The organism is Pseudorhodobacter aquimaris, from assembly GCF_001202025.1.
Taxonomy (GTDB): domain Bacteria; phylum Pseudomonadota; class Alphaproteobacteria; order Rhodobacterales; family Rhodobacteraceae; genus Pseudorhodobacter; species Pseudorhodobacter aquimaris.
Genome location: NZ_LGHS01000034.1, coordinates 1 through 22018, shown reverse-complemented (window position 1 = coordinate 22018; position 22018 = coordinate 1). Strand labels below are relative to the sequence as shown.

15 protein-coding genes and 5 pseudogenes are annotated in these 22018 nt (G+C 57.2%); 7 read left to right on the top strand and 13 right to left on the bottom strand.

Going from position 1 to position 22018, the window contains the following annotated elements:
• Positions 1-586, top strand: a pseudogene (locus AKU94_RS04835) (IS3 family transposase); the annotation flags it as partial.
• A gap of 110 nt (positions 587-696) precedes the next feature.
• Here AKU94_RS04835 and AKU94_RS20840 read toward each other — a convergent pair.
• Together AKU94_RS20840 and AKU94_RS04830 are read right to left on the bottom strand one after the other, a co-directional pair.
• Positions 697-987, bottom strand: coding sequence for a TauD/TfdA family dioxygenase (locus AKU94_RS20840; RefSeq protein WP_083444936.1), 291 nt, complete (start codon positions 985-987; stop codon positions 697-699).
• Positions 988-2034: 1047 nt separating this feature from the next.
• Complete coding sequence (locus AKU94_RS04830) at positions 2035-2286, bottom strand: hypothetical protein (RefSeq protein ID WP_157056420.1); 252 nt, start codon at positions 2284-2286, stop codon at positions 2035-2037.
• Positions 2287-2625: 339 nt separating this feature from the next.
• On the opposite strand from AKU94_RS04830, the pseudogene AKU94_RS20265 reads away from it, so the two are divergent.
• Positions 2626-2888 (top strand): annotated as a pseudogene (locus AKU94_RS20265) (integrase core domain-containing protein); the annotation flags it as partial.
• 24 nt (positions 2889-2912) lie between these two features.
• Here the strand turns inward: AKU94_RS20265 and AKU94_RS04820 are convergent.
• The 5 genes from AKU94_RS04820 to AKU94_RS04800 all read right to left on the bottom strand — a co-directional run bounded on the left by AKU94_RS04820 (position 2913) and on the right by AKU94_RS04800 (position 11140).
• Positions 2913-6905, bottom strand: a complete 3993-nt coding sequence (locus AKU94_RS04820; RefSeq protein WP_198144833.1) for an AMP-binding protein — start codon at positions 6903-6905, stop codon at positions 2913-2915.
• Between the two features lie 489 nt (positions 6906-7394).
• Positions 7395-8051 carry a GntR family transcriptional regulator gene (locus tag AKU94_RS04815; protein WP_157056417.1) on the bottom strand — a complete coding sequence of 219 codons (657 nt, stop codon included), beginning with the start codon at positions 8049-8051 and terminating at the stop codon, positions 7395-7397.
• Between the two features lie 105 nt (positions 8052-8156).
• Complete coding sequence (locus tag AKU94_RS04810; protein WP_050526200.1) at positions 8157-9671, bottom strand: tripartite tricarboxylate transporter permease; 1515 nt, start codon at positions 9669-9671, stop codon at positions 8157-8159.
• A 1-nt stretch (position 9672) separates the two neighbouring features.
• A complete protein-coding gene (locus tag AKU94_RS04805; protein ID WP_198144832.1) occupies positions 9673-10131 on the bottom strand; it encodes a tripartite tricarboxylate transporter TctB family protein in 459 nt (152 codons plus the stop codon).
• Positions 10132-10183: 52 nt separating this feature from the next.
• Positions 10184-11140 (bottom strand): tripartite tricarboxylate transporter substrate binding protein, encoded by a 957-nt coding sequence (locus tag AKU94_RS04800; RefSeq protein ID WP_050526198.1) that lies wholly within the window; start codon positions 11138-11140, stop codon positions 10184-10186.
• A gap of 268 nt (positions 11141-11408) precedes the next feature.
• Here AKU94_RS04800 and AKU94_RS04795 point away from each other — a divergent pair, with 268 nt between their 5' ends.
• From AKU94_RS04795 to AKU94_RS04770, 5 genes and pseudogenes are all read left to right on the top strand, one after another.
• The gene (locus AKU94_RS04795; protein ID WP_050526197.1) at positions 11409-12263 is read left to right on the top strand and encodes an NAD(P)-dependent oxidoreductase; all 855 of its coding nucleotides are present in this window, start codon (positions 11409-11411) and stop codon (positions 12261-12263) included.
• A pseudogene (locus AKU94_RS04790) lies at positions 12260-13194 on the top strand (NAD(P)-dependent oxidoreductase). Before AKU94_RS04795 ends, AKU94_RS04790 begins: the two are co-directional and overlap by 4 nt.
• Positions 13191-13871 carry an RraA family protein gene (locus AKU94_RS04780; RefSeq protein WP_050526194.1) on the top strand — a complete coding sequence of 227 codons (681 nt, stop codon included), beginning with the start codon at positions 13191-13193 and terminating at the stop codon, positions 13869-13871. The pseudogene AKU94_RS04790 and the gene AKU94_RS04780 overlap by 4 nt, the downstream one beginning before the upstream one ends.
• Before the next feature lie 13 nt (positions 13872-13884).
• Positions 13885-15075 (top strand): alpha-hydroxy acid oxidase, encoded by a 1191-nt coding sequence (locus AKU94_RS04775; RefSeq protein WP_050526193.1) that lies wholly within the window; start codon positions 13885-13887, stop codon positions 15073-15075.
• A gap of 62 nt (positions 15076-15137) precedes the next feature.
• Positions 15138-16400: an aminotransferase class V-fold PLP-dependent enzyme gene (locus AKU94_RS04770; RefSeq protein ID WP_050526192.1), complete on the top strand. Its 1263-nt coding sequence runs from the start codon at positions 15138-15140 to the stop codon at positions 16398-16400.
• A 331-nt stretch (positions 16401-16731) separates the two neighbouring features.
• On the opposite strand, the gene AKU94_RS20835 is transcribed toward AKU94_RS04770, so the two are convergent.
• From AKU94_RS20835 to AKU94_RS19015, 6 genes and pseudogenes are all read right to left on the bottom strand, one after another.
• Positions 16732-16908, bottom strand: coding sequence for a hypothetical protein (locus AKU94_RS20835; protein ID WP_157056416.1), 177 nt, complete (start codon positions 16906-16908; stop codon positions 16732-16734).
• Positions 16909-17066: 158 nt separating this feature from the next.
• A pseudogene (locus tag AKU94_RS04765) lies at positions 17067-17255 on the bottom strand (IS5/IS1182 family transposase); the annotation flags it as partial.
• 333 nt (positions 17256-17588) lie between these two features.
• Positions 17589-19589 (bottom strand): TRAP transporter permease, encoded by a 2001-nt coding sequence (locus AKU94_RS04760; protein WP_050526190.1) that lies wholly within the window; start codon positions 19587-19589, stop codon positions 17589-17591.
• Between the two features lie 121 nt (positions 19590-19710).
• Positions 19711-20001: a DUF1850 domain-containing protein gene (locus AKU94_RS20250; protein ID WP_232295687.1), complete on the bottom strand. Its 291-nt coding sequence runs from the start codon at positions 19999-20001 to the stop codon at positions 19711-19713.
• Positions 20002-20054: 53 nt separating this feature from the next.
• Positions 20055-21041 (bottom strand): TAXI family TRAP transporter solute-binding subunit, encoded by a 987-nt coding sequence (locus tag AKU94_RS04750; RefSeq protein WP_050526205.1) that lies wholly within the window; start codon positions 21039-21041, stop codon positions 20055-20057.
• Between the two features lie 137 nt (positions 21042-21178).
• A pseudogene (locus AKU94_RS19015) lies at positions 21179-22018 on the bottom strand (integrase core domain-containing protein); the annotation flags it as partial.

Below are 22018 nucleotides of genomic sequence, written 5' to 3'. Positions count from 1 at the left end.
ATCCCTACCTGCTGAGAGGTCTGCGGGTAGAGCGTCCGAACCAAGTTCCCCTCTCACACATGCAAGCATGTGTTGCCGGTCAGTGGGTGCTCGGATATTACCTATCTGCCCATGCGCCGAGGGTTCCTCGTATCTGGCCGCCATTATGGATTGGCACACCCGTAAGGTGCTGGCTTGGCGCATCTCGAATACGCTGGAGGCGGACTTCTGTGTTGCGGCACTGAACGAGGCCATCCACAAGTTCGGCCCGCCCGAGATCATGAATACCGATCAAGGATCTCAGTTCACGTCCTTTGCCTGGACTGACCGGCTACGCCGATCCGGCGTGCGCATCTCAATGGATGGGAAGGGCCGCTACCTAGACAACATCTTCATTGAGAGGCTCTGGCGAACCCTGAAATACGAGTGCGTCTATCTGCATGCCTGGGAGACCGGATCAGAAGCGAAGGCAGGCATCCGGAAATGGATGACCTTTTACAACAACCAACGCCCACACTCAGCCCTTGGCGGCATGCCGCCAGCCGTGGTCTATTGGCTGAGAAATGACAGAACACAACACGATCAGCAGGAGCAGAGAGTAGCTTAATTTACGCCATATCCTGTCCAGCCGATGGGGAGTAGCTTAATTTACGCCATATCCTGTCCAGCCGATGGGGAGTAGCTCAATGTTAAGCAGGCATCCGCTTCGCCTGCATATTAAAAGCGGGCATAGTTATCTGCGAGGATGTTAAAATAATCTCCATTCTCATCGCTTAGACGTTGCGTGGTAGCAAGCCCGTCTACAATCATTTTCCCTCCATCCGCAACCAAATTTTTGAGGCAATATAGCACTTGTACCGTCGGGACAGGGTCACGGTAAGGGTTGTCGGTATGCGCCTGAAGTCCAAGCCCTGTATATACCAGGTTCGTTGGGTTGACTTTGGTTCGAGCCTCGAAATGCCATTTACCACTTTGCCAAATCCAAACTTGCCTTTCAGGCCGAGCCAATGGCGCAGGGCATCATTGTTCTGGGACAGTTCCGCACAATCGCTGGCGGGCACACTCCCCATCAATCCTGAATCCCAAGTTTCAATTTTGGGGGCCGTCCATCCGCGTTGCTGGGTCCGCTCTGCGTCATATGCATTTACTGCGAGTCAGTTCAGATCATAGGCGACTTCTTTGTTTTCGGGGATAAAATTGACCAACACAGCCAGGCCCTTCAGTTCGGCGCTGCTGATGCATGTACCCGCCGGAATATCCCGCAGCGAAGTCAGACGCTGACCATTGGCTGTTGACCGTGTTTCGGGGTCATTGGCATTGTCGCGCAGCCAGATGGTGTGAAATTGTTATGCCGGACGTTCGGACGAGATTGTCAAGTGGGTGCCCATTGGGGCGATAATAACTGACATCATGATGCTGTCCTTTGTTCGCAGATTCATAACGATAACATCGCGGCAGTATGGCACAAGGTCAGATTTACAATACCAACCCTAAGATTATGATTTGCTAATGTCAGGCACTCCGTTCAAAATGCCCCCGTGGAGTGGATACGTGCGCTCGAAGGAGCGGCGGCGGGCGAAACTTGATTAACACAATCGGCCGTCAGCCAACGGATCGGGACTCTGGAAAAAGCAACTTGGCACCTCTCGTTTTTTCAAAAGGGCACGCGCCGTTGAACTTACTGTAGATGGCGAAGCTTGTTTGCCCCATGTGCACATGGCACTCACCAATCTGCGTGACGGTTCCAAGCACTTTTTGGGTCAGGTCGGGGTCAGATGACGATCTCGGCCAGACAATCGACCATTGAATTGTGGCTGCTGACGCGCCTTGAAAGGTTAAGCGGCATTGCAGAGGGCAATTGATTATCCAATCTATGGTTTTGGCGCGCACGAAGCGGATGTCGACGATGTAATTCGCATACGCTACGGCTCGGGGGGCTGGCCCCATGGTCACAAATTGGAACTGTTATCGGAGAAGATCGCACCGCTTACATAGCCTGAGTTACTCAAACGCGTTCGTCATCGGGCGGGCTGGCCTCCCATCGCCTGCTCCGGATCACGCCCGGGCTGGAAAAGCTGGGCCACTCGCTTCGGCATTTCGACAACCACGGTTCCATATTTGCGGTTCGACACGTTTCTGTCTGCCCTTGGTGCCGCACGCGCCGCTATCTGCCTGCGTCCACATCAGGCCGCTTGCGGTATGGGTCACAGTGTCGTCGCCATTGTCGGCCAGGTCGGTCACGCCGTAGCCGGTGTCGCCGCGCACATATATCACGTAAAACAGGTCCTCCTGCTTGCGCAGTTTCAAAGGGTAGCCCTTGATCCGGCCATTGGCGAAGTTCACTCAAAACATTGCGTGGTCGCGCCCATGCATTGTGGTTGAGGTTTTGAACGTGCTGGTGGCCATCTGCGCATCGATCAAGCGACCGCCCGCGTCCACGTCGCCATAGCCGAAATCGAAAATCGCCGTGTTGAGGAAGGGTGCAAAGTCAGAAACGGTGTCATCTTCCAACCCGTTTTGATCAACGCCGCGAAAATCGATCAGCGAATACAACTCTGTGATGGTGGGCACCCGCCCGAACAAGTCGCCCCGCCCGAGTTCACAAGATCTCCCTCCTGCGGTTTGCATGCAAACAGCTGACGGGCAGCGGATAATGGCGCAGAATTTATTGCCAAGAAGGTGCGTGCTTGGATGGAAGCCGTTGGCGCAAAAACAGCCTTTATCGCGCCAGGAACACCGTGGGAAAACGGCTATTGCGAGCGCTTCAATTTCGGGCACCAGGACGAGCTGCTCAACGGTGAGGTCTGCCATACGCTACGCGAAGCGCAGCGTTCTCATCGAACGGGCCGCACCATTATAATGCGGTCCGGCCTCACAGCGCCTTGCGCTACCACCCACCAGCCAAAGATCCGTTCTACTAGACGCGTGTTTTGTCATGCTGAGACCTTACCGTTCGTATATCCACTCAGCATGGATACAAATTTGAGCCACGCCATCCAGACAAGGATCCCCCCACCGATCGCCAGAAGAACCAGCGCCATGCTGCCATGGGGCAGATGAAGTGCGGTGCCAATCTTCGCAAATTGCTGATGGGTTAGATAGATAAACAAGGACGCCCCTGACAGCATGAAAACCCCGCGGTGAAGATGTCTGGGGATTGGCAATCGTGTGATATAAATCATCATGATGCCCACAATCCCGATCAGATAGGGGGTTAGTGAATCCAGAACGGCATAGCTTCCAAAAGCGTAAACCCCTGTCAACAAGGTATAAAGCAGACGGTCCCGGGACGTTTGCGCCAATCCGATCCCCATTCCCAAAACAAAGATACCAAAATGCGTGCTTGGCATATGGGCAACTGCAGACATCGAATGAATACTCGCCATTGGGTAATCATCCACCAAAAATAGCGGCGTTAAAAAGCGTAGCCCAAGCCCCAGAATAACCATCGCCAAGACAAAGTTTCGCGGTGTCAGGCTTTCTTTGAAAAGATGTCTTGAGACAAACAGCGCCCCCATCAACATTAAGAGCATGTGGAAGAAACAGCTTATATACCACAGGGGGATGAGGTGGCCCTCGGAAATCATCCGGCCCCGATCCTGCATGTTCACGAAATCCTCGACAAAGAAGATCGCCTCCAATGCGGTTGGCTTGCCCAGAAACATTTCCACCCCCGCGATCGCCAGCACATAGAGCAGGGAAGGGATCATCACTTTGGCGATCAATTGCCAGAAGGGGGTAACTGAATTGAGGGTAAAGGCGTTCTGCAACTGTAGCCTTGCGATCAAAAAGCCCGAGACCATGAACAGGGCGCTGGTCGAACCGCCCCCCAGCGAGAATGTCTTCAGATGCAGGGTGACGACCAGAACGATGGCCACCGCCCTGACGAAAAGCGGGGTCTCGATCCATTTGATCAGGCTGCGGGTTTCGCCATCCGACCGCAGAGCCGCGATTTCAGAGATGGTCATCTCTTCCCATTCATGGGGCAGATCGCCGATGATGGCCTCGGTTGCCAGACAAATCTCGACAAAGTTCAAACTGTCGCCGCGAAGATCGACAAAATTATGATCGGGACTGACATGTGCCAGTCCCAACACGCGGCCCCAGATATCGCAAAGCTCTTGCTCGGTGGCGGTTTCTGCTTCTCTGCCGGCGATTTGACCGGTGCTGTCGCGCGGGGTTGCCAGCAGTGCTTTGCGGTCCAGCTTGCCATTGGGCAACAGCGGGAAGGCATCCATCAAGACGATATCCTTGGGCACCATGTAATGCGGCAACACCCGCGACAGCTCTTTGTAAAGATGGTTGGCATCCGCGGTCGCATTGGGGCGCATGACAACAAACCCTACCAGCGCCTGATTGCCGTCGCGGTCATCCAGCAACACCTTTGCGTCCTGAACGCCGTGGACGCGGGTCAGGGCATGCACGATCTCTCCCAGCTCGATCCGGTAGCCGCGAATAGAGATCTGGTCATCCTGCCTGCCGGTAAACATGACCTCGCCATCGGGCAGTTCAAATCCGCTGTCGCCGGTGAAATAAAGGCCGGTTTGCGCATGGGGGATGATCTTTCCGTCCTGCACATAGCCCAGGCTTGGGTACGGGCTGATGATGGCGATCTCACCAGACACACCGGGGGCAACGGGTTGATGAGCGCTGTCCACTATCCGTACAGTGACACCGTCGATGCCCCGCCCGATAGGGTGGCTCTTGAGGGCGGTGCCCTTTTGCGCCACGTGATAGGTGGCGGCTTGGGGGGTTTCGGTCGCGCCATAGAAGTTCACGACCTGCGCATCGGGGACCAAGACCGCAAGCTTGTCGGTCAGGCTGGGCAGCAACTGGTCGCCGCCCGAAAAGATCAGCCGCATCGGTAGGGTCTGGCCCGGCTTGGCCGCCATGGTCAGCAAATTCCCCATTGCGGGGGTCAGGTGCATGGCCGTGGGCCGCATGGCGATGACCCATTCGATCAGCCGACCGGGGCGGTAGATATCCTCTTGATGCGGAATCGCCAGTTCTCCACCTGTCGAGAGCGGCTGAAAGATATCCCGGATCATCATGTCATGGGCGACACCGTTGAGGTTGGTGAAACGGTCATCCGGCCCGATATCAAAGGTTCTCCGCTGCCAGTTGAGGAAGTGCAGCGCCGGCGCATGGGCCGTGGCCACCCCTTTGGGCGTTCCGGTCGACCCCGATGTGAACAGGATATAGGCGGGGTTTTCGGCATCACCGGCCTCAATCAGCGCGTCGGGTACTTCCTCGGCTGTGGGGATTGCCGCCTCTGGGTCAACCGCGCCGATCAGCTTGCGCTCCGGTCCCAGCCAATCCGGGCGCAGCCCCGCTTTGGGGATCACCAGCGCATCGATCCGCGCGATGCCCGCCAACATGCGCAGCCGTTCCTCAGGGTAGGCGCTGTCGAGCGGCACCATGGTGGCCCCGATCCGAAGCACGGCAATCTCGGTCCAGACCAGCTGGGGGCCACGTTCGGCCAATATCCCGATCCGCGACCCTTCGCCAAGACCCTGTGCCACAAGCCTGCGCGCAAGCTGTGCCGAGGCGGTCTCAACCTCGCCATAGGTCATCTTCCAACCCTCGCCCAAAAGGGCGGTGCGCTCCGGCGTCTGGCGGGCCTGTTTCAGGAAACCGTCAAACAGACGTTCCGTCGTGCGGCTATGGGTTTGCGGAATGGCAAGCGGGGCGATGGGATCAAAGAGCGCTTCTAGCGCCAGTTCCGGCGCCTTGGCCGCGCGGTCGAGGGTTTGGACAAAAAGCGATACCACCTGTTCGATGCGGGCGCGGCTGAACAGATGTGACCTGTAATAGGCCACCAGATTGAGGGTATCTGCGTCCTCGGTGATCCGGAAATCGATGTCGTAATTGGTGCGGGTATCGACCAGCGCGCGCGCGGCGGCGGCAAGGCCGTTCAAGTGCAGCGGCGGTGCGGCCGGAAACCAGTTGATCCCGAAGCTCGGCTGCAAGCCGGTATCACGGACCACGGCCTGATAGGGGTAATCCTCATGGCGCAGGGCATCCCGGATCCGGCGCTGTTGCTCGGCGGCCAGATCGCCAAGCGGCATATCCGGCACCAGATCCGCCGTCAGGATCAAGGCATTGGAAAACGGCCCGATACAGCGCGCGCTCTCGGGAATGGCCCTGCGCCCCGCGCTTTGAAAGCTGAGCGCCATTTTCGCGGCCCCGACCGAGCGGGCGAATACGGCCTGCGACAGCGTGGCAAAGGCTGAAAACTGTGTGACGCCCCAAGCCTGCGCGAGCTGCTCCAGACGGGATCTGTCCAGTGGTACGACGACCGGATGCGGGTCGGAGGTCTCGCGCGCAAGGGCGATGTCCTCGGGCATCTTTGGGGGCTGTTCAAACCCGGCCAGATGATCGTTCCAGTAGTTGCGCGAGGCCTCGCTGGGGGTTTGCCCTTTGGTGACGGCATAGAAATCCGTGCCCGCCTCAATGGCTGTTCCGTTGTATCCAGCCTCGATCTGCTGGGCCAGAAGCCCCATCGACATGCCATCCGACACCGCATGGTGCAAAGACAGCAACAACAGCGCATCATCCGGCCCGATCTGATAGAGTTTAAGGCGCACCATCTCATGCGCGGTCAGCTCTTCGGGTTTCTGGAACACCGTATTCTGGACCAGCGTGTAAAGATCGCTGTCCGTTGTCCCTTCAGGCAGTGTCTCTGTGTCAAGGCGGGGGGCAGTTGTGGCACGATGGGCCGCGATCCCTTTTTCAGACGTCGCGAACCGCGTCATAAGAACAGGGGTGTCCGCGACAATGCGATCAATAACATTCGCCAGACGCGAGTGATCCAAAGGGCCGCGCAAACGATAAGTTACTGGAATCGGATATGTTTCTTGGGTGAAGCGCTCGGCATGAACGTAACGTTCCTGATTTCCCTTAACGTCCGATACGATGGTTTTCACAAGATTGCCTTTGTCAAGAATGCCACTGATCCAATACCCGAACCAAGTGATCATGACTTCTACGCAAGGCATGTGATTTCTATCAAGCGGAATAGGCGATTGCTACAATTTTAAAGATGTTTGTTGTGCCTAAGCAACCTCAGAAAAATCACTTTAAAGTTGTTTGTGATAGTTGCGGGGGTTAAATTTGGGTGGAATTGGCATTTCCCGAACGCCTTTTTCCCGCCGTGACCCAGTTGCAAAAACCTGTTGAAGCAACGGGAATCGTTGAACATCCATTTCCCGGCAGCGCATGCGCGTTAGGCAGCAGTCCAGCGATACGGTTATTCAGGATTGCCCAACGCTGACGGTTCTGTTCGGGATGCCGCTTCGTCATACAACCGGGCATCACATCAAAAGACGTTCAGATAACGCGCAAGGGCTGCCCTTCTGTCAGTTTTTATCCCTAAGCCGCCGCGGGCAAACACCGCTTAGCATTCAGGGCTTACCCTAGCCCTGTCCATCCTCAGCAGGGTTTCGACGACGAAACCTTTCCAGCGCCGCACTAAGATGGCAACTGACTGCGGAACGGGCCCAATCCCCGTTTCGGAGTTTTATCGCTTTTACAATCTCCCTGTGCTGACGCAGGCTTTCTTCGATATCGGCATCGTCATAGATGTAAAAACCACCTATTACCTGCGGAACTTCCAGCAAATGCCGCCCCGATAATCGCAAATGGGGGCTGCATGAGCCTTCATATAACATTTCATGTATCACCCGGTTTCCGGCATCCATCCGCTTGATCCAGTCCGGGGATTTGGTGGCAAAGTGATGCTCCATTTCCTGACAGGTCCGCTCCAGCAGCGCGATCTGGTCGTCGGATGCATGTGTCGCACAAAGATAGGCGCCATGCCCTTCAAGCAGGATGCGCAAGGTAAAGACATCGGCGGTGTTTTCCTCGCGCCAAGGGGTCACAAAGGCGCCACGCTTTTCACCCGGGGTCAACAAACCTTCGGATATAAGGCGCGCAATAGAGTTACGGACCGGCGTCCGGCTTACGGCCAGCTCGGCGGCAAGGGCCTCTTCTTTCAGCTGGGTTCCCGGATCATAGAAACCTGATACCAATCGCCGACGAAGTTGAATATAGACTGTATCTGATACTTTCACGCTTCCGCTCCTCGTCGCGACCGGCAAATTATCTCTTATCTGCAGTGTCGCCCAAAACAGCAGCACCGCCAAGACCCATGCAATAAACGCATGGTTTTTGACAGGTTATTCATCGCCAGCCACTGCCGAAACATTGCTTTTCTGGCGCAATAGCATCTTTTTAAGAATTGGCAGACCTGTTGTTGCAACGATCAATGTGATCAGTATCCATGAAATCGGCCCCTGAAGCAGGCTCAAAAAACCCTCTCCCGAAATCAGCAATGCCCGGCGCAGGTTTTCCTCGGCAATGGGGCCAAGAATAACTGCAAGCACGGCTGGTGCCGTCGGAATGTCCAGCTTTTCCATGCAATAGCCAAGAATACCGAAGCCAAGCATCATCCAGACCTCGAACATGCTGTTGTGGATTGCGAAAACGCCGATCGTCGACATCACGAAAATCATCGGCGCCAAAAGCTGTGTCGGCATTTTCAGGACATTGACAAAAGCCCTTGCCCCAAGCGTGCCCAAGACCAGCATCAAGCCGGATGTCACCAGCATGGACAGCATAAAGGCATAGGTAATATCGGCCTTGTCGCGGAACAATTGCGGCCCCGGCATCAAGCCATGCACCAGCAACGCCCCCAGGATCACAGCGGCAACAGAGCTGCCCGGAATACCAAGCGTCAGCGCCGGGATAAGCGTCGCGGCCGTATCGGCGTTATTGGCACATTCGGGGGCCGCGACACCTTCGGGTGCGCCCTTGCCGTATTTGTCCTTGTCCGGGTCCCCGCGCCGCTGTTCATTCCATGCGAAGAGTGCCGCGACATTGCCGCCCAAAGCGGGAATAATGCCGGTAATCACCCCGATCCCCGAAGACTTGATCCAGACCGGCACCAAGCTAGACCAGCGGAAATTTCTTGTTGTGTCTTCGATCTTGCCGATCTCACCGACCGGCTTGACCGGGTTCAGGGCCAGATCGATCGCAGGTGGGATGGCGTAAAGCCCGGTCAGCAACACAATGATATTGACCCCGCTCAGCAATTCCAGTTGATCAAAGGCAAAACGTTCGATCCCCGTCATCATGTCGATACCGATCATGCCAATATAGAGCCCGAAAGCCGCCGATAGCAGCCCCTTTACCGGATTGCTGGACAATAGGACGGCGATGGTCATCAGGCCGAATATGGCCAGCCAGAAGTAATCGGCCGGTCCGAACTTCAACGCGATCATCGAAAGCGGCGGCGCAAGCAACAACAGCGCGACCGCACTAACCGCCGACCCTATGCTTGACGAGACCAGTGATATGCGCAGCGCCAGCTTGGCCTGCCCTTTTTGTGCCATCGGATAGCCGTCAAAAACCGTCGCAACACCGGCAGGCGTGCCCGGAATACGCAGCAAGATTGCAGGGATGGAGCCGCCATACATCGCGCCATTATAAATCCCCGCAATCATTCCCAGCCCGGCAATCGGATCCATTGTAAAGGTCAGTGGGATCAGGACCGCAATACCCATCGTTGCCGAAAGCCCCGGCAGCGCCCCGACCGCGATGCCAATCGCCGTCCCGACCACCATGGCCAGCACGTTCTTGAACGTCAAAAGCAGCGGGATCGCATCAAAGATGTGCTGAATGATATCCATCATGTCATAATCCAATCATCTTCAGGACAGCTTCGGGGGGAAGGGGGACCGCTAAAAGCAGGCGGAAAACCGACACCAGCAAAAGCAGGAAAAGGAATGTGCCGATCGCCAAGCCGCGAAAGTTCCGGTATCCAAGCCCATAGCCCAGCAACGGCACGATAACCGCAGCGCTGGTGTAAAAACCGACAAACGCCATCCCGAACAGCAACCCCAATCCGGCCAGGATCAACATCACTGACAGTCGAAGCTGGTTTGGCGAAGGTGCAATCACCGCGACAGAGCCGCCTCGCATCGCCCTTACGGATTGAACCGCCCAAATTGCAGACAGTAGGATCATCAGGGCGGTGACGCCGCGTGGCATCAACCCCCCCTCGCCAGCATATTGCGAGGCTTCCCAGAACCCCAGAATACTGATTGCGCAAACAAGCAGTGATGCACCGGTTTCGATTGTCGCTTTCCTCACATGGACCTCCAACAGTCAGGCTGACAGCGGGGGATATCCCCCGCTGCAAAGGTTACTGCTGAACCCAAGGTGTATTGTCCCACAGCGCATTGAAGGTCGCCGAGAGGGATTCCAGCTCTGCCAGATAATCGGCCGAGGCAGTATAGGCCAAGGCCAGATGCTGTTGCGCCGCCTTTTCCTGAAACTCGGGGTCATCCACCGCCGCTTTCAACGCAGTTTCAAGCCGCGCAATCACATCGGCCGGCACACCTGCCGGAGCCGCAATACCCCGCATGGATCCCATGACGACATCATAGCCCTCTTCCTTGAATGTCGGCACCTCCGGCGCGCCCGCCCAACGCTCATTCGACATCTGGCCAAGCGCGTGCAGCGTGCCCTCATGCACATCGCCGATCGTCTCGGAAATATTCATGCTGGCCATCATGATATGGCCTCCCAACACCGCTGTCCGCACATCGGCATTGCCCGGAAACGGGATGTGCTTCAACTCGACGCCGGTCATGCGTTCAAATTCCAGCGCCGCAAGATGGTCGTCAGACCCCAGACCCGTCGAGCCATATGTCACCTTGCCGGGATTTTCCTTTGCATAGGCGATCAGATCGTCAAAGGTCTTGATGTCAGATGACGGCAACAGGCTGAATGCACCCGGATCATCGATCACATTCGCAATCGGCGCAAAACTTTCCAGCGAATAGCGCGCATCACGTTGGATCGGAATGGTCAGGATGTTTGGCGTGTTGATAAAGCCGATCGTGTAGCCGTCAGCCTCGGCTTGTGCCAGTTCGGTGAAGCCGATTTCGCCGCCCGCACCGGCCCGATTCAGTACAACAATTGAAGCCCCGCCGCCCAAATGTTTTTCGATGAAAGGTGCAAGCGTGCGCGCCGCGATATCGGTGCCGCCACCGGCACTATAGGCGACGATCATATTGATCGGACGCTCCGGGTATTCGGCCTGCGCAGCTGCAGCAGATGCGACAACAACCGCCGCGGCGGTGAAAAGTTTCTTCATGGTTCCCTCCCTAGGTCCCGCGCTCCCCACGGGTGATTTCGGATACAAATAAACGTTATGGGTATATCGAGCCTGTGGGAAGTGTTTTTTGCTGCCATCAGTTTTAAATCTAATAAGCTATTATATATATGCAGTTTTTTTGTGTATCTGGGTGATTATTTCTATATTTCGGAATTTTCATACACTGGAAACTCTTGCATTTTGTATTTTTTCTGGTTCACCATATGGAATGCGTGGAGGACGCAAATCTACTAGTGGAGGGTCAAGAATGGCTGATTCGAACAGCCCCGGAAAACCGGCGATATTGATTATGGGCTTCGGCGCGGCAGGGCAGGCTTATGCCCGAGGATTCGCGCCCTATGCCCATGTCACGGCGTCAGACCCTTACGCCGGAGCGGCCGCAGGGTGCACTGAACTCACGCTGTGCAAGGAAATGCCCGAGACACTCGAGAGTTTTGATCTTGTGATCATCTTATCACCGGCTGCTGTCGGGTTCTCTATCTGCGAGGAAGTTGCCAAACGGGCAGGGACCTGCCCTGTGCTTGACCTGACTTCTGCTGCGCCTGACGCCATGCAGCGGGCAGCAAATCTGCTTGGGCCGCGATTCGTTGACGGCACCGTCCTCGGGGCGGTCGGGCTGACCGGGCTTGGCACGCCAATGGTTTTTTCCGGGCCTAAAGCGGCCGATGTTGCCAGCCTTCTGACACCGTTTGGATGCAAAATCACCTGTCTGGATGGCCCGCCGGGCGCTGCAAGCACGCTGAAACTTTTGCGGAGCCTGTTCATGAAGGGGCTAGAGGCGCTGGTGGTAGAAACAAACCTGACCGCAGAGGCCTTGGGCCAATCCAGCGGCCTTGAACTTGCACTCGGTGATCTTGCCGAGGTGAAAGTCACCGATCTGATGACCGAAATGCTGCGCACCCATCCCCGCCATGCAGAACGTCGGATGCATGAGGTCGAAGCAGCAACCGCGCTGATGCAGGGTGCAGGGCTAACTCCGGTGATGTCACAGGCAACCCTCTGTGTATTTTCGCGGACGGCTGCCGGTGGCAAGGGGCCGGATGCCTCTGTCCAACAAGCATTGGACTGGCTGGTTTCACAAAACGCAAAGGGTATAGAATGATCATCCCCCCCGTTATCTGGATCAGCGAACCGATCCATCAGGACGCATATGACCTGCTGAGCGCCCAGACCGAAGTTCTTGGCCCTGGCCCGATCCCCCCGGAACGCGAGGCAGATATTACCGCAATCATAGCCCGCAACCATCCTATCAATGCCGCGCTTGTTGGCCGCCTGCCGAAGTTGCAGGTCGTCGGTAAGCATGGGGCGGGCTTGGACAATATCGACACGGAAATCCTCCAGAACCGCGGCGTTCAGATTTTTCGGGCGCAGGGTGCCAATGCAGGATCTGTAGCGGATATGGCTGTGGCCTTGGCCTTGATGTTGTTACGTGCGCCCGATCTGCTTGACCGGAACATCCGCGCGGGGGATTCTGTCAGTACATCCCTGCGCGTCGGCTATGAAATTTCCGAAAGGCGCATCGGAATCCTTGGCATGGGCGCGATCGGTCAGGCTGTCGCCTCTCGGTTAATAGGCGGCTTTGGCGCCACGGTTGTGGCTTTTGATCCGGGGCTCCCCGAAGGGGACTGGCCTAAGAACATCCTCAGGCATAACGAACTGGCGACACTTTTGGGCGAAACTGACCTGTTGTTTTTGCATTTGCCCCTGCTGCCTACGACAAGAAATCTATCTCGACGGCAGAGCTGGCACAGCTTCGCCGCGGCGCATGTATCGTGAATTGCGCCCGCGGAGGGATCATCGACGAACAGGCCTTGGCAGATGCGCTTGCCACGCAACACATCGCGGGGGCTGCCTCAGATGTCTTTGCGATTGAGCCACCCCGCGCCGACAACCCGCTGTTTGCGGATGGCCTTCGCTTTATCGGAACCCCGCATCTTGCGGCCTCTACCCATGCCGGATTGCGCCGCACCGGCATGATCATAGGACAAACAGTCCTGACCGCATTGAACGACATAAAAGGAAGCGACACATGACCGTAGGTTTTTGCATCAAGACACGACAACGCAAGGTAGATGAGGCGACGGTCGCGGCCTACCGCACACTTCCGGTCGCCAATGTAAGTGACTGCATGTCGCGCATGTTTGCCGGGGGCAGCAAGCTTCGCCCCATCCATAACCCGACAAGCGTTCTGGCCGGCCCCGCCCTGACCGTTCGCAGCCGCCCCGGCGACAATCTTATGGTGCATCACGCGCTGGACGTGGCAGAGCCTGGCGATGTAATTGTTGTCGATGCGGGCGGTGAGCACAGCAACGCCATTATCGGTGAAATCATGGCCGGCATCGCCTTGAAACGCGGCATCGCGGGTATCATCATCTACGGTGCCATTCGCGACGCCGAGGAGATCCGCCGGATGGGCCTGCCGCTTTACGCCACCGGGATCACCCATCGCGGCCCCTACAAGGACGGGCCGGGGGAGTTGAACACAGTGATTTCCATCGAAGGCATGATTATTGAGCCGGGTGACCTGATCCTAGCAGATGGCGACGGTGTCCTCTGCGTACCTTTTGCACAAACCGACCGTATTCTGGCCGCAACACAGCAGAAGTTTGCGGCCGAGCAGGTGGAGATTGACCAAATCTCTGCGGGCACCAATGATAGGACATGGGTAATAGACACCCTGAAGGCGCGCGGTTGCTCCTTTACTGAATAGGCAGGGATCCCTGATGGCAAAGATCATAGCAAGCGTTCGCCGCAAGGCTGTCACCACAGCGCGTAATCTGCGCGGTGTGTATGCGCTGGATGATTTTGAGGTGCGCGCGCAGCGACTTTTGCCAAAATCCATTTTCGGCTATGTCAGCGGGGGCGTTGAGACGGATGCAACCCTGCGGGCCAATCGCGAGGTGTTCAAAGGGATCACATTCCAGCCACGGGTTTTACGCGATGTCTCCGTGCGAAGCCTGAAAACAAAACTGTTTGACGAAACCCACAGTCTGCCATTCGCGATTGCACCGATGGGGTTCAGTGCGCTTGTCGCCTATGACGGCGATGTCTGTTTGGCCAAGGCAGCCAGGGCCGCAGGCAGCTTTGCGATCTGTTCGGCGGCATCGCTTACACCGCTGGAAAGGGTGGCGGCCCAGGGGGCAAGCCGTTGGTTTCAGGCCTATATCCCCGGTGACAACCTGCGCATCGCCGCCTTGCTGGACCGTATCACAAAGGCGGGTTTTGACCATCTGGTGGTCACCGCCGATACACCGGTCGCGGGCAACCGCGAGAATAACGCCCGCAATGGCTTTGATGCCCCGTTCCGCATCACCGCCCAGCTTGCATGGCAGGGCATGACCCATCCGCGCTGGACCATCGGTACCTTGGCCCGTGAGATCATGACCCGCGGGATGCCCCATTTCGAGAATATGGAAGCCGTTCAGGGACCGCCGCTGTTTTCCAGGGATCTCGTACGCTCGACGATCGGGCGGGACCAACTCAACTGGGACAGCATTCGCTTTATTCGCAAGATCTGGGCGGGCAAGCTGGTCATAAAAGGTGTGCTACATCCACAGGATGCGCGGATCGCACAAGATATCGGTTGTGACGGTATTATCGTCTCCAATCATGGCGGGCGACAGCTGGATTATACCACAACGACGCTGGCGGCGCTGCCCGCAATCCGCCGCGAAGTCCCCGATATGACCGTCATGTTCGACAGCGGTGTGCGGCGCGGGACGGATGTCCTCAAGGCGATCATGCTGGGCGCCGATTTCGTTTTTGTCGGCCGCCCATTTCTTTATGCGGCCGCAACCCATGGAGAACAGGGCGTTGCACATGCCATGGACCTGCTTGCCGCAGAGGTCGACCGCGACATGGCGTTTTTGGGTATAACCACGCCACAGGAAATCCGCGACCACGCTACACAGTAATCATAACGGCATCCGCCAGCGCAAAGCTATCCTGCGGATCACCCTGACAAGAGGAAAAGAGAATGATTGAGAACCAGACCGGCCTGCTTGATGAGATCCGCAGCCGATTTGCCCATGTCACGACCTGCCCCATTGAGGGGGAGCGCATCTTTTTCGAGAATGCCGGCGGGTCATTGACGCTGAACTCGGTGGTGGAAACCTCGGCAAGAATGGCGGCAATGCCCGACAACCAAGGCCGCGAGAATGCCGCGTCCAAAGAATTGATGCGCCAGATCAATGAGGCCAAAGCCAAGGCGCATGCTTTCTTTAACGCCAAAGACGGGCAGGTTTTTGTGGGTGAAAGCGGGACCGAACTGCTGTTCCGTCTGCTCTCGGTGGCCTGTTTGGGCGTGACAAAGCCGGGTGTTGTGCTGGGCAGCACGCTGGAACATCCCGCCTCACGCTCGGCGGCGGCGCGTTGGGCCGGTGTTGCGGGGCTGAAAGAAGTTGTCGTCGCGCATGATGATGCAACCGGCACCGTTACGGTCGATGATTACCGTGCGGCAATCACCCCCGATGTGAAAGTAGCCACAATCATCCACACATCGCCCGTGACCGGCATGGGGGTCGATATTGCCGCCATCGCACAGGCCATCCGCAGCGTGGCGCCCGAGTGTTTTATCATCGTCGATGGCATCCAGCATGCGGCCCACGGCGGGATTGATGTCGATGCGGCGGGCATAGATGGCTATGTCATCTCGCCCTATAAGGTGTTCTCGCGGCATGGTTACGGCTTGGCCTGGATCTCTGACCGGCTGGCGGCCTTGCCACATAACGCGCTGATCGGCGGGCCAGAGCTGAACTGGGAGATGGGCACACGCGATACCGGATCCTATGCCACATTTTCGGATGTAGTGGATTACCTCGACTGGCTGGGCGGCCGTTTTACCGACAGTAGCGATTTGCGCCTGAGACTAGAGGCTGCGGGGCGGGCGATGAAGGCCCAAGAGGCGGCACTTGTCGATGCGATGATCCACGGCACCGGCAACCAGAAGGGATTGGCCGAACTGGATGGTGTGTCGGTGATCGGGGGGCTTGATAATCCTGCCCGCGAGGGACTTGTATGCCTCTCGGTTGCGGGGGTGGATTCTGTTGACCTCGTGAAGCGGCTGAACGATTACGGTATCCGAACCCATGTCCGCAAGGCGGATCACTATTCTGGCAATATCCTGCGGCCGCTGGGGCTGGCTTCGGCGGTGCGTGTCTCCCTCGCCCATTACAACAGCCGCGAAGAGGTTGCCCGCTTTTTGTCCGCAATGCGCGCCATCACCGAAGAGGGTGCATAACGTGCCTTAGGCTTAGGACACACAACCAGAATATCACGGTAGCGGCGAGAGCGGTCGCGCAGAGGGCCACCTTTGGGCATCGGTCATAACGGGTGGCCCAGACGCCGCCAGTGTTTCAGGCGCGCGAACATAAAACCAATCCGGTTACGTTTTCTGTCATATTTGACATGGCTACCTTGTGCCTTTCGTCTAACACTCTGAACATACGATAGAATGCATCTGCCTTGACCCATATGCGAAATCGCTTGAAAACAGTGTTCTAGGGAATGTCAGCATATCGTGTTGGCGAACACCTGATCACGCGATGGTTGCTCGGAATATCGTAATGGGATCAGTGCACCGACGGGCTGCCATCCACCGTGTGTAGCCGTCGAGGGGACCGCGCCAGATCTTGCGGAACCAGTGTTTCCATTCCGCTGCGGCTCTCGCGCTGGAACGTCTCGTCGGTTTCGATGATGCCCGAAAGAACGGCGGGCGTTATCGCCTTGATTTGGTTGAGAATGAGCATCCGCCAGCGCCATATCGTGTCTCGGGAGAGGCCAAGCCGATGGCGCAGCTTATGGCACGACAGCGGCGTGTCGTTCGGGTCTGCCAATCAGACGGGCTCGTGGGTCGTCAGGCCCCCCTTCTCGCCCCATTGCTTCCAACACCCAATATCTTTCGAAGGCTGTAGAGAGGCTTTGGCGGGCCATACTCCTTGGGCGCATCGCACCGCCGTAAACCATTGCACTTGATGAAAATAATGCCGATCAGAACACGTCTATCATCAACGCGGGGCACCCCATGGCTCTTTGGAAAAAAGGGCAACAGCCGCTCCGTTTGAAGGTCCGTCAGCCAGAGAAGATTGCGCGTCAACACCCCGTCATTTTGGCTGCTTGAATCATGCAAGCACGAAAGCCTCAAGCCCAACAGGGTCCCGACCCTATTGTTGACGTCATCCCGCTTAGGCATTTGGCGGCGGAGGGGCTTGAATTGCCTTTCCGCCGCCCTTGGCTAAAACCCTACAGGTTTTGCCATTTCGAAACCCAGAAATTGAATTCGATATGCTGTATTTTCGAGGCTTTGTATTGGTAGCTATGCGGGTCCCCTTTGGCCAGCCTTAAGGTGTGGCTTGATGATCTTGGCCTTTGGCCCTGCTGGATACAGGGGCGCTTATTCCGCATGGCCGGGCCAATGCACACATGCCGCTTAGCCGGCGGTTGCGTTTGGCGGTGCCTCGGCAGGGGGTGGGGCACGACGCGCTTGCGACCAGTTCAACCACAAAAGCAGTATGGTTAGGATTGCACCTGCGATTTCGACCCACAGGGCGGGCCAGAACAAAGCCACCACACCAGGGACCAGCAAAACCCGCATCCACATTGCCATCGGTGCCCAGAGAAAGCCTTCGAGGGTCGCGGCAAAGGCCACAAGCGCAAGAATTGCGATCGCGCCGCTCCACAATACCAAGGGCAGGGGACCACCGAGAATGATCTCTTCGTTGAACACCATAAACAGCGGGATCAGATACAGGCCTTTGGCATATTTCCACGCCTGAAAGCTGGTCTCCATCGGTTTCGATCCGGCAATCGCGGCCCCCGCAAACCCGGCCAGGGCGACGGGGGGGGTTACATTGCTGTCCTGGCTGTACCAGAACACCACGAGATGGGCGATCAACAGGGGCATGCCGAATTGCTCGGTCAGGGCGGGGCCAACCAGAATGATCAAGACGATATAGGCCGCAGTCACGGGCAACCCCATGCCAAGGATCAGGCTGGCCAACAGCACAAGCACCAAGGCCAGCAGGATATTTCCGCCCGAAAATGCAATCATCATGGCCGAGAATTTCAGCCCCAATCCCGTCAGCCCGACAACGCCCACAACGATACCCGCCACGGCACAGGCCATCGACACCGCCACCGCGTTGCGCGCACCCAGCTCCAGTGCCTCAAGCGTCAGGGCAAGACCGCGTTGGCACAGGGCGATGAACCCGGCCATCGACGGGCTGCCCGATACAAATGTCCAAAGCGCACGGGCCGAGGCCGCGGCAAGGATGGAGAGGATCGCGTAAAACCCGACCCGCATCGGTGAATATCCCGCGACCAACAGCGCGATCAGCGCGACCAAGGGCAACAGGAAATGCCACCCTTCGGCCAGCACATCGCGCAGATTTGGCAGGTCTTTTGCATCCAATCCTCGCATGCCCTGCTTTACGGCGGCGATGTGAACCAGCAGATAAACGGTGCCGAAATAAAGGATGGCCGGAAAAATCGATACCAGCACGATGTCGACATAAGAAACCCGTGTGAACTCGCTCATCAAAAAGGCGCCGGCCCCCATCAGCGGTGGCATGATCTGCCCGCCGGTTGAGGCAGCGGCCTCTATCCCGCCGGCCTGCGCGGGGCGGTAGCCAAGTTTCTTCATCAGCGGGATCGTAAAGGCGCCGGTGGTGACCACATTGGCGATGGCCGAGCCGGAGATGGAGCCCATGCCCGCGCTTGCGATAACGGCGGCCTTGGCCGGGCCGCCGCGTTGACGCCCCGTGGCGGCATAGGCCAGATCGATAAAGAATTTGCCCGCACCCGTTGCCTCAAGAAAGGCCCCGAACAGCACAAAGATGAAAACGAATGTGGCCGCAACCCCGAGCGGGATACCGAAAATCCCCTCGGCCCCGAGGGTCATCTGGCTGGACAGCCGCTCAAGCGAATAGCCGCGATGGTTCAGGATGCCGGGCATCCAGTCGGCCAGAAACGGCAACTCTCCGCGACTTCCTGCAAAGGCATAGGCGATAAAAAAGGCGCCGATGATCGTCATGCCAAGGCCCACAGCGCGGCGCGCGCCCTCCAGCACCACGACGATGGTCAGAATGCCGATCCAGACGTCGATCGTGCGCGGGAACACCTGATTGGCAATAATGTCGATATTGACCGGCACCCAAGCCCCCGCCAAGATGCTGGCGGCGATCAGCACAGCGTCAATGGCCCAGCCCAGCAACCCCCGTGGCCTGTTTTGGCCGAACACCGGATAGATCAGAAAACACAGCACCAGAATAAAGCCGAGGTGGATGGGCCGCTGAAAGAACAGCCCCAAAGGTTGCACCCCCGCCGCGTAAAGCTGAAACAGCGACAGCAGGATACCGATCACTGTGATCGCGCGTAACACGATCCACGGCTGGGCTGGTGGGGTCACGGTGGCTTTGGGGTCTGAGTCCATCAATCTGTATCCCTAATCAAGGCAATTTTTACCCGTTCGCGCGGCGCTACCGCAGAAAGTGAGGTGATTGTGTCACCGACCTGCAAACGGTGGTCGACGGGCCCCAGACCGGGGCGCAGGATTAGGCATCATCGGGAACCGGCTCATCTATATTCAGGATAAGATAACCCCCTTCACCGTCCGAGACCTGCTCTCCCCGGCCGGGGATATGCCCGAGGCCTGCGGCGAAATCCGGCAGATGGGATTGCACAAGCACCATATGGCCATCACGGTTTTCATAGCAGTCCGAGACCTCGAACCCTTCGACGGAATGATGCCAAAGCACACACCAACCGTTGCCGCGCGCGACTTTGAATCGTGCAATCTCGGTGCCATCCTCATGCGTGGCGACCAGCTGGTCGGCAGCCGCCATGCCTGCCGCAATAAGGAGGAGGAGGGCGCAAAGCCCCCCTCTTGCCATTTGCTTCACTCGCGCAGGTGATCCGGAACTTCCGCGCCAACTTCGTCATAGTAACGAAGCGCACCGGCATGCAGCGGGATCGGCGTGGCCCCCATTGTGAATTCGACCGTGGTCTCATTCGCAGCGGGGTGGACGGCCCGAAGCTCTGCGATATTTTCGAACATCGCCTTGGTCAGCGCATAAGCCAGATCGTCGGACATCTCGGAGGAGACAACAAGAACGTTCGGAATGCCGAGAACCGCAACATCATTATCCACACCGGCATAGCTGCCACCGGCCAAAGTGGTCAGTGCAAATGTAGCATCGGCATTCCTTGCGGCTTTCAGTTCATCTTCGCTCAGTGGTACAATGGCGATGCTGTTGGTCGTCGCAAGGTTCAGAACCGATGAGGTCGGCGCCCCGACCGACCAGAAGCCCACATCGATATCGCCATTGGCAAGGGCATCTGCGGTCTCGTTGAAGTTCAGGCGTTGTTCGTCGATATCATCATAGGTGATGCCGTTTGCCTCAAGGATGGCGGCAGTATTCACCTCGGTGCCCGATCCGGGTGCCCCGACTGCGACACGCTTGCCACGCAGGTCTTGCAGGCTGGTGATCCCGCTGCCTTCAAGCGTCACGATATGTACCATGTTGGCATAGAGAGAGGCCAGTCCGCGCACCATCGGCAATTGCTGCCCTTCGAATTTTCCCGTACCCGCATAGGCTTGCGCAACCGTATCAGCCAAGCCAATTGCAAGATCCGCGTCGCCTGTGGCAATTAGCCCCATATTTTCGACCGAGGCACCGGTGACCTCTGCGGTCGCGGAATATCCTTCAATGTGGTTATTGACGATTTCAGCCAAACCGCCACCGATCGGATAATAGGTCCCGCCGGTACCACCCGTCGCAATTGAGAGCTGATCTTGCGCCAGCACGGGGCTGCCAAGGCTCATCATCGCCAACGCGGCAGGGCCAACCAGACCAAGCGAGCGGCCAAATATTCTTTCCAACATAGTATCCTCCCAAAACGGGCATAACGCCCATATCATCCCGCGTTTTCCCGGAACTTGCGTCATAATAACCAAATAAAAACAAAATAACATAGTGCCTGGGTAATCCCCCCCTTTTTAACGGGGTGCATCCGTAGAACTTACGCGGCCATTTTCAGTTTCTGGGCGGGAGTGATGCCGCCGATGCCCCGCTGTCCGGCAACGGTTTGCAAGCAAACCGTGAGAGGAATGTTCGGGCGGTCGTTGTTGTATGTCCATAGCCATTGCGTGGCGTGATCTTGTGCCTCCTCTATGCTTTCGATGATGTATTGGTCCAGCCATTCATGCCGGACCGTCCGGTTGTAGCGCTCAATGTAAGCATTCTGTTGAGGTTTGCCGGGTTGGATGTGTAGGATGGTAACCCCTTGTTCCTCGGCCCATTTCATTAGCTTTCCACTGATGTATTCCGGGCCGTTGCCGACTCTTATGGTGCCGGGCTTGCCACGCCATTCGATGATGCGGTTGAGGCTTCTGATCACGCGTTCCGCTGGCAAAGAAAAGTCGACCTCGATGCCCAATCCTTCGCGATTGAAATCATCCAACACGTTCAAGAGCCGAAACGCCCGGCCATCCCCAAGGCGATCCGCCATGAAGTCCATCGACCCGCTGCCCGGCAGCGCATGTTTACATGCGCGAGAGGGAGGTCATGTTCGGCGCTTCTGGCACCACCTGCGCGTCGGGCTTGTCCCGCTTCATCCTTTTGCGGGGTTTGATCTGTTACCCGGCAGGGCATTGCGTAGCAATGGCCCGAAGGGCGCAGGTTCAGCTCAAGTTCACAGTAGATGCGGTAAACTCTTTTGTGCCTTCTCATGCATGTGAACATGCACTGCCAGGTAACAGTATCCAAGGCTGCCCCTTCACGTTGCGCAGATGCAGAAAGCATAATCCAGATCCCCAAGTCTTCCGGGCTTCGGTCAGCCCAACAAGCAGATCGGCAATAT

Coding starts and splice junctions, on each gene's coding strand:
- AKU94_RS04775 (WP_050526193.1), top strand. CDS start 13,885: ATGGCAAAGATCATAGCAAGCGTTCGCCGCAAGGCTGTCACCACAGCG.
- AKU94_RS04760 (WP_050526190.1), bottom strand. CDS start 19,589: ATGGACTCAGACCCCAAAGCCACCGTGACCCCACCAGCCCAGCCGTGG.
- AKU94_RS04810 (WP_050526200.1), bottom strand. CDS start 9,671: ATGATGGATATCATTCAGCACATCTTTGATGCGATCCCGCTGCTTTTG.
- AKU94_RS20250 (WP_232295687.1), bottom strand. CDS start 20,001: ATGGCGGCTGCCGACCAGCTGGTCGCCACGCATGAGGATGGCACCGAG.
- AKU94_RS04780 (WP_050526194.1), top strand. CDS start 13,191: ATGACCGTAGGTTTTTGCATCAAGACACGACAACGCAAGGTAGATGAG.
- AKU94_RS04770 (WP_050526192.1), top strand. CDS start 15,138: ATGATTGAGAACCAGACCGGCCTGCTTGATGAGATCCGCAGCCGATTT.
- AKU94_RS20835 (WP_157056416.1), bottom strand. CDS start 16,908: ATGCTCATTCTCAACCAAATCAAGGCGATAACGCCCGCCGTTCTTTCG.
- AKU94_RS04800 (WP_050526198.1), bottom strand. CDS start 11,140: ATGAAGAAACTTTTCACCGCCGCGGCGGTTGTTGTCGCATCTGCTGCA.
- AKU94_RS04795 (WP_050526197.1), top strand. CDS start 11,409: ATGGCTGATTCGAACAGCCCCGGAAAACCGGCGATATTGATTATGGGC.
- AKU94_RS04750 (WP_050526205.1), bottom strand. CDS start 21,041: ATGTTGGAAAGAATATTTGGCCGCTCGCTTGGTCTGGTTGGCCCTGCC.